The organism is Peribacillus sp. P4_D6, from assembly GCF_056401795.1.
In genome coordinates, this window is sequence record NZ_JBFUIQ010000153.1 from 1 (window position 1) to 7,954 (window position 7,954).

At 41.9% G+C, this 7,954-nt stretch carries 10 protein-coding genes; 4 read left to right on the forward strand and 6 right to left on the reverse strand.

The window, feature by feature from the left end; all coding sequences use genetic code 11:
• The first annotated feature begins 145 nt into the window (after positions 1–145).
• The gene (locus AC1DVB_RS23670; RefSeq protein ID WP_057278454.1) at positions 146–1,351 is read left to right on the forward strand and encodes a nucleotidyltransferase; all 1,206 of its coding nucleotides are present in this window, start codon (positions 146–148) and stop codon (positions 1,349–1,351) included.
• A gap of 93 nt (positions 1,352–1,444) precedes the next feature.
• Here the strand turns inward: AC1DVB_RS23670 and AC1DVB_RS23675 are convergent, their stop codons facing one another.
• A complete protein-coding gene (locus AC1DVB_RS23675) occupies positions 1,445–2,470 on the reverse strand; it encodes a SepM family pheromone-processing serine protease (RefSeq protein WP_057278455.1) in 1,026 nt (341 codons plus the stop codon).
• The gene (locus tag AC1DVB_RS23680) at positions 2,460–3,257 is read right to left on the reverse strand and encodes a patatin-like phospholipase family protein (RefSeq protein WP_034313939.1); all 798 of its coding nucleotides are present in this window, start codon (positions 3,255–3,257) and stop codon (positions 2,460–2,462) included. Before AC1DVB_RS23680 ends, AC1DVB_RS23675 begins: the two co-directional genes overlap by 11 nt.
• Before the next feature lie 269 nt (positions 3,258–3,526).
• Here AC1DVB_RS23680 and ylbJ point away from each other — a divergent pair, with 269 nt between their 5' ends.
• The gene (gene ylbJ, locus AC1DVB_RS23685) at positions 3,527–4,744 is read left to right on the forward strand and encodes a sporulation integral membrane protein YlbJ (protein WP_057278456.1); all 1,218 of its coding nucleotides are present in this window, start codon (positions 3,527–3,529) and stop codon (positions 4,742–4,744) included.
• A 39-nt stretch (positions 4,745–4,783) separates the two neighbouring features.
• Here the strand turns inward: ylbJ and coaD are convergent, their stop codons facing one another.
• Together coaD and rsmD are read right to left on the reverse strand one after the other, a co-directional pair.
• On the reverse strand, positions 4,784–5,275 hold the full coding sequence (gene coaD / locus AC1DVB_RS23690) for a pantetheine-phosphate adenylyltransferase (protein ID WP_034313942.1): 492 nt from the start codon (positions 5,273–5,275) through the stop codon (positions 4,784–4,786).
• Positions 5,276–5,851: a 16S rRNA (guanine(966)-N(2))-methyltransferase RsmD gene (gene rsmD, locus AC1DVB_RS23695; protein WP_034313946.1), complete on the reverse strand. Its 576-nt coding sequence runs from the start codon at positions 5,849–5,851 to the stop codon at positions 5,276–5,278.
• Between the two features lie 475 nt (positions 5,852–6,326).
• Between rsmD and AC1DVB_RS23700 the strand changes: the two genes are divergently transcribed.
• Positions 6,327–6,716, forward strand: a complete 390-nt coding sequence (locus AC1DVB_RS23700) for a DUF7147 family protein (RefSeq protein WP_057278457.1) — start codon at positions 6,327–6,329, stop codon at positions 6,714–6,716.
• 54 nt (positions 6,717–6,770) lie between these two features.
• On the opposite strand, the gene AC1DVB_RS23705 is transcribed toward AC1DVB_RS23700, so the two are convergent.
• Positions 6,771–7,046, reverse strand: a complete 276-nt coding sequence (locus tag AC1DVB_RS23705; protein ID WP_048684554.1) for a YlbG family protein — start codon at positions 7,044–7,046, stop codon at positions 6,771–6,773.
• A 138-nt stretch (positions 7,047–7,184) separates the two neighbouring features.
• Between AC1DVB_RS23705 and AC1DVB_RS23710 the strand changes: the two genes are divergently transcribed.
• Positions 7,185–7,508, forward strand: a complete 324-nt coding sequence (locus AC1DVB_RS23710) for a hypothetical protein (protein WP_034313954.1) — start codon at positions 7,185–7,187, stop codon at positions 7,506–7,508.
• A gap of 173 nt (positions 7,509–7,681) precedes the next feature.
• On the opposite strand, the gene AC1DVB_RS23715 is transcribed toward AC1DVB_RS23710, so the two are convergent.
• A partial coding sequence (locus AC1DVB_RS23715; protein WP_477591233.1) for a YlbF/YmcA family competence regulator occupies positions 7,682–7,954 on the reverse strand: 273 nt, incomplete at its 5' end.

The following is a 7,954-nucleotide window of genomic DNA, read 5'->3' on the forward strand; positions in this document are numbered from 1 at the left end:
ATAATGTAGTCATCCTAACTGATTGTCTAAGTTTTATGAATCATTTCTAACAAAAAATCCAGACGATTACTTATAGTAATTTTACTTGAAATACTATTTTAGCACTAAGTTGATAAAATACAAAGTTTTTCTCCGAGGTGAACGAATGAAAGCTTGCGGTTTAGTAGTCGAATATAACCCTTTTCACAATGGACATGTTTTACATGCAAGAGAAAGTAGAGAAAAAACAGGGGCAGATGTCGTTGTCGCTGTTATGAGCGGGCCCTTCTTACAGCGTGGCGAGCCCGCTATCGTCAGCAAGTGGACACGCGCCGAAATGGCCTTGAATGGCGGCATTGATCTTGTCATTGAGCTGCCATATGCTTTCGCGACACAGAAGGCTGAAATATTTGCAAAAGGATCTATTGCTCTTTTGGAATCGCTAGGCTGTGACTCCTTTTGCTTCGGAAGCGAGGATGGCAAAATTGAACCATTCATCATCGCTCACAGAATCCTTTCGGAAAATTCCGCTGCATTCGATGCCGCAATCAAATCGGCCATGGATGCCGGTAATAGTTATCCGTCAAGTGCTGCCCAGGCTTATCGTTCGATCATCCATGGTGATGCGGCATTGGATTTAACGAAGCCGAATAATATCCTTGGAAAAGAATATGTAAGTGCTGCCCTTTCAAACGGCTACTCCATTCGCCCTTATACGATTCAAAGGGTCGCTGCAGGATACCATGAAACAAAGTTGTCCAAAGACCCTATTGCCAGCGCAACGGGGATACGTAAAGCCATCCATGAACACCAGGAATTACATTCTGTTTCCAGTTATATTCCTCAAGCGACGATGAGTGGCCTTGAGCAATATTTAACGCGCTACCATGCCTTGCATGACTGGGAAATGTATTGGCCCATGTTGAAATACCGTATCCTTTCTTCCTCTTTAACCGAATTGGCAGGAATATACGAAGTTGAGGAAGGCATAGAGCACCGAATGAAGGAGATGGCCAAACAATCTTCGAGCTTTTCTGGATTCATGGCAGCGCTGAAGACAAAACGCTACACATGGACACGGCTGCAGCGGGTGTGTGTCCATATATTGACGCATACATTCAAGGAACAGGTAATTCATAATGACCAACCGGCCTATATCAGACTTCTTGGCATGAATGGCCGGGGGCAAGAATATCTTCGTTCTGTAAAAAAAGGCTTGCCCCTCCCTCTCATCTCTAAACTTTCTTCCTATCGGAAGCAGGACATCGATTCGGACTTGCGAGCAGCACAGGTGTATGCCCTGGGCTTGCCCGAGCCGCATCAAGCTGCATTGATGAAACGTGAATATGAATCTCCCATCATTTTCATATGAAAAGGGATTCAAGCTTGGCCGTTTTCATCCTTAAGTGTAAAAAGCTAATCATGAAAAAAAGCGCAGACAGTAGATGACTGCCTGCGCTTTTTTTCATTTTCCTTTTCCATTTAGCTTCGTTAAATAGGCTACTGCATCTTCAAAGTTGTCAACCGGCACGATCTTCATGTCAGTGTCAATATCCTTTGCTGCAATGAGTGCATCTTCATAATTCGAACCCGCTGCTCCGTTTTCATTCGGGGCAAAGAATATCTCGGCTCCAGACTTATCGGCTGCAACAATTTTCTGTTGGATTCCGCCAATTGGACCGACTGTCCCATCATCAGACATCGTGCCCGTACCCGCTATGTCATATCCACTTGTAAGATCGCCTTTCGTTAATTGATTATAAATTTCCAACGAAAACATTAAACCAGCCGAAGGACCGCCTATATGTTCTGAATCTATGGCAATTGCCGGTTTTGTGTTCACTCTTCGATTGTCATCCAGCGAAATGCCGATTCCTACCCTATTTGGATCATTTTTAAAAGGCTGCAATGAAAGAACGGCCGTTTTCTCCGTCTCTTCCCGCTTATAAACGATTTTAACTTCATCTCCGGCCTTCTTTTCGTTAATATAATCCATGAATTCCTGTGCAGACTTGAATTTAACATCATCAACTTGAATGATTTGATCGCCCGCTTTCAGCTCTTTTGCTGCAGGCATTCCTTTTAGCACGTCCAAAACATATACACCCAGGTACTCGTATTCGACTTCTTTCCCTGCTTTTTCATATGCGATCTTAATGGCATTATTTTTAGAACCATCCATTAAGTGGAGCTGCCTGATATTATATTCTTCATCTGTTTCATCTTCGCTTCTGATGGAGGATTCCGGATAAAGCTCCTGATATTTGCTCCACTTCGCCATCATGTAGGAATATATATTTGCCCGGCCCATCCTTACAGTGGTTAACATAAAGCTTCCTTTTGCTTCATCTCCCCCGGATACCTCAATGATTGGCTCCAATTCTTTAGCCATTCCTGGTTTCGATACATAAAAAGGTAGGGAATAAAGGGCTGATGCTATGAGAAGTATAGCCACCACCAGGAAAGTGCGTACATACGTTTTACGGCTCATCTTCAAAGGACTCCTTCCAAGTAACAATGCTCTGCTTAATTTGATCAATCTTACCTCTTGCTGCTTCTTCTCCAATACTAATTATTTCCTGTACGTTTGTAAATGATTTCGAGCTGTATTTCTCAACCCTGGGGCGTATCATGACGTCTGAAGCAAACTCCCTGCTTTTAACCAGCTCCATTTGCAGGATATCGAGGCTTTGCATGATGACGTCATATATGGAGTTTATCTCCATATCCTGTTTCACGTGAGCTACATCCACACCAATTATGATGTCTGCTCCCATATCCTTCACAACTGAAACAGGAACCCTGTCAACTACGCCGCCATCAACAAGCAGTCTGTTTCCGATTCTTTCGGGAATGAAAATCCCGGGAATGGAGATGCTTGCCCTTACAGCCGGTGCGATGGGACCTTCCTGAAAAATGACCTTTTCCCCCGTTTTTATATCAGTGGCTACCACCGCCACAGGAATATCAAGTTCTTCAAATTTCTTGCCATATGTAAATACCCTGATTAAATCCTTTGTCCGCTTACCCGAAATGAAGCCCATCTTAGGTATGGTGAAGTCCAAATAATACTTCCGCTTAAATGCACGGGACAACTTATACAGCCTCTCAATATCCGACCCCGCTCCATAAAAGGCTGCAACCATTGCTCCCATGCTGCTTCCAGCAATCATATCTATCGGAATGCCTTCTTGCTGCAATACCTTTATCACGCCAATATGTGCAAACCCCCTAGCTCCTCCTGACCCAAGTGCAAGCCCGACTTTTGGTTTCGACAAAGATATCCCTCCCGCTTTAACTAGTTCAAAATATTGAAATAACACTCATTCAAAGTTATGGTCTTAAACGGATTTATAGAAGCATATTATTTATATTGACAGTGAAACAAGCATGGCAGATATATTCCATTGAGCGGATCATCCCTCTTTACATGTCGGTACAATCCTTATTCCATCATGCGCTTACTTTTCGAGAAAAAGAAGTTCATATTTTATTATATACGAAACGAACTGCCCTTATTTAGTAACCTTCAAGAGGAGGCTGAATTTTGCTAAAATCAAAATCTAAAACAGTACTGTTAGCTACCTCCGTCACGATGATGGCAGTTGGCTTGATCATCTTCCCCCAAGAATCCTTTGAAGCTTCCAAAGGCGGACTGAATATTTGGTGGACAATTGTTTTCCCTTCACTTCTGCCTTTCTTGATTTTCTCGGAGTTATTAATCAGTTTTGGGGTTGTCAGGTTCATTGGTGTCATGCTCGAACCATTTATGCGTCCCCTATTCCGTGTACCAGGAGTGGGAGGTTTCGTTTGGGCGATGGGACTTGCATCAGGGTTTCCAGCCGGGGCGAAATTCACTGTAAGGCTTCGTCAAGAAGAACAATTGACCCGCATTGAAGCTGAAAGACTCGTTTGTTTTACTAATTCATCCAATCCATTGTTCCTATTCGTTGCCGTTGCCGTTGGTTTTTTCCACAACCCTCATTTAGGGATCATCCTTGCCCTTTCCCACTACCTAGGAAATATTTGTGTAGGCATCATCATGCGTTTTTACCGTTGGAAAGAAGAAAAATCCCATGCAAAAGTAATGACCAAGCTCCCCTCCATAAGACAAGCCTTTGGTCAAATGCATCGTACCAGAATAAAAGAAACAAGGCCATTTGGCAGTTTACTTGGAGATGCGGTACTCTCATCCATCCAAACCCTATTGATGATCGGGGGGTTCATCATTCTCTTTTCTGTGGTGAACAAGCTTTTATTTCATATGAACATCACCGGATTGCTAGCATCTGGGGTCGGAGGAATTCTACATATTTTTAATTTCCCGGACTCCTTAAGCCTTCCCTTCATATCAGGCATGTTTGAAATGACTCTAGGTTCAAAATTAACCAGTACGGTCGAAGAGGCGACACTCTTTCAGCAAACCGTGATGACAAGTTTCATCTTAGCTTTCAACGGGTTCAGCATCCAAGCGCAAGTTGCCAGCATCATTGCCGCAACGGACATTCGTTTCACTCCCTTTTTTCTGGCCAGGATTGCACATGGCCTTCTTGCATCCATTATYACCATCCTGCTTTGGGAACCTTTCTATAAAGGCAAAATGTACAGCGGCAGCCCGATAAACGCATTCCCGGTCAGCGGATCCGGTGAACACGCGAATTCCCTATATCAAAGCATGCTTGATATAGGTCCCATTCTAACACTCGTATTTTTGATCCTATACATCATCATATTTACCAAAAGGCTATTCAAAGGCCTTTCGTAAACCAAAAAAGAGCATTGCCCGTTGGCAATGCTCTTTTTTCTATCCTTTCAGTTCCTCGTATTTTTTGGCCAGAGCTTTCTGGACGACACTTGGCACTAGTTCAGAAATATCCCCGCCATACTTTGCAACCTCTTTCACGATACTTGAACTCAAGAAAGAATATTGATTTTTCGTCATGATAAAGAATGACTCTATTTTATTGTTAAGGAATCGGTTCATCGAAGTTCCCTGCATTTCATATTCAAAGTCAGAAGTCGCCCTCAATCCCCTGATGATGGCATTCGCGGAAACGCTTTCAGCATAGTCGACCGTCAATCCCTGATAGAAATCCACTTTAACATTCGGCATATGGGCAGTCGCTTCAGTAATCAGTTCCAGTCTCTCTTCCACTGTAAAAAGAGAATTTTTCGCTGAATTGTTCACGATGACCACATATACCTCATCAAAAACATTCGCTCCCCTTTGAATGATATCAAGATGACCAAATGTTATTGGATCAAAACTCCCCGGACAAATCGCTATTTTGGACATTCATAGTTCCCCCTGTTCGTGTACGTTTCCCCATTGATAAATCGTAACGGCAATGACGCCATAAACTTCTTTTCTCTTAACGGTAAAGTCACCAACTTTTTCTGGCAAAGTAACATCATGGCCATGCTCACAAACAATATATCCCATATCGTTCAGCAATCGGTATTTATGTATTTCTTCAAGAATCTCGACTAGCTTTTGTTTCTTATAAGGTGGATCAAGAAAAATCAATTCAAAAGTCATTTCCCTTTTCACCAAAGCCTTTAATGCACGTTCTGAATCATTTTTATAAACTTCTGCACGGTCTGAAAACTTGCATAGTTCCAAATTAGCCTTAACCGTTTGATTTGCTTTAAAATCCCGGTCGACAAATATGGCTTTATCCATGCCTCTGCTTAACGCTTCAATTCCCAGTCCACCGCTTCCGGCAAACAAGTCGAGGACCAGCCCTCCTTCGAAATAAGGACCAATCATGTTGAAAATGGATTCCTTGACTTTATCAGTAGTCGGCCGGGTTCCTGTACCCGGTACAGCCTTAAGTGGTCTTCCTTTGCAAATTCCGGAAACGACCCTCATCATTCTCACCACATTTTATGACAAATTTCTGTTACTTTCCTATCCTAACATATTAGAAAAAGCTAGCCAATATTTAAACCCATTTGCCTTCATTTCCATGATGAAAAGAACATATCATTTCGTACCACGGATAGAAGATATCCATTCTTTTTATAAATCTTTTACATCTTGAATAATAAAATGGTTTTTGGCAATAATGTGAATAACAACATTCCTTTTTAGGTGTTGTTGCCAACCGCGGAGAAGGCTTACGTTTCCCCATAAGTTCTTCCTCCGGTTTCTCCTCTCCCTTTGCCTTCTGGTCCTTAGTTAGACATAGAAGGACCCTGCATATTTTTGCAGGGCTTTTTTTTATTGATAAACCACTTATTCCCAATTTCCTTTGTCATGATTCGTCAATGAAGTTGTCCTTCTCTTTTATGAGGGATAATGATAAAGTAATGAATAATAAGTTAGTTAGTTAGGAGAGGTTTAATTGATTCAACGTTTTATTGAAATTGGACAAGGATATTCCGATATATATGAGTTGCTGGAAGTAGGCCGCAATCAGAAACATCGAGTTGCAAGGCTATTGGCCATGCATACTACTATAAATGATAAAAAGGTAACGTCATTGGTCATCGTCATGGAGCCCACAGATCCCGGGAAATTCCAGCCGCTTTACATTTGCCGTGAAGGTATCCCTAACCCAAATGCCACCAAAAACAAACGCTATGAGCTTTTTGAGAACTTGGCTGAGGAACTGGATAGGCCAATTATTGAAATCGACGTGAAACCTTCGGTGGTCTTTGCAGAAATCGAGTTATACTACCAGCACTTAATCGGCATTTTGCGAATGAATAGATATCTGCCGCCATTAGGTTGAAAGATGTTGCTGCCCTGAAAATGAAAAAGCTGACTCCGCATGAGTCAGCTTTTTTCAAATTCCCATTTTATAATCATATTCTTTCGCTTTATCCGGTTTGGAGTTTTCGAACTCCACCTTCAAAAAAGGCTTGTAAGAAAGGTCCACCTTTTTAACGAACGAATAATTATTCAGTTTTTCCACCAGTGGTTCCACTTCATCCATATTCGTATAAAGCACGACATATTTCAACTTTTTTGAAACATAATGGATATTTCCAAATTTCCTAAGCATTTTGGCTTGTTTCAATGTATGTAAATAGACGATGATTCCCTGTCTCGCTCCAAGCATATCAATAACTCCCTTTTATAAAGGTTTTAACTAAGTGTAGCATAGCAGAATCTTTACTTTCAACCAAGAAAAAAAGATTATAAACAAAATTCTCTCACTATTATGAATATACACACTGTGAAGGGAGCCAAACAAACGATGGATTTAAACCAAATTTGGCATCAATTTATTGTGCATCTATTAGATAATGATGAAATTACCCAAGCTTCGATAAAAAAGTTCACAGGAATCCCCTTTATATATATCCATTATCATCCGGCACCAAATGATGATGGTAAGCTTTCCCTCTTAATAAAAAAAGCCGCAAGCCTTTCAATGCGTGGCAAGCAGCTTCATTGTGAAACCATTTTCGTACGGCAGGAAGAACATTTATATGTATTCCGGCATCGTTTTTATGTGCCGCAGAAAAAGATGTTTTGCTGCGGCAACCTTTGTCCGGATTGTATTTTATATCGCAGTTAATCGCTTTTTGCCACGTAACCGAAATATGTAAGATGATAGTTCATGCATCGGTTCATGACCATGTCTCGGCGAGGTTTCAAACATGACACAGCCACCGAACTCCGTAGTAATGTCGAATTTCGATGGCTGCATGTTATATACCGGCCCTGAATGCTTCCAATCTGGCCATTACCTTAAGCAGAGCACCCGCAACTTCCCCCAGTTCCGCAGCTTCCCGTCGAACATCCGCCGGATGAAACAAAAAATGGATTCCCTGCCGGGGTTTTTACCTGTTCAGAAACCGCTCGGCCAATTCTTCCGCTTATTTCATCAAGAACGGACTGCAATTCTGTCTCCGCCCGCTTAAACCTTGCAACGGCAGGATGCATATCCATGTCTCGTTTAGCTTGTCTCGTTTCTAAATTGATGCGTTTATAATCCGGGTGATATTTACCKAACCTTTGAAC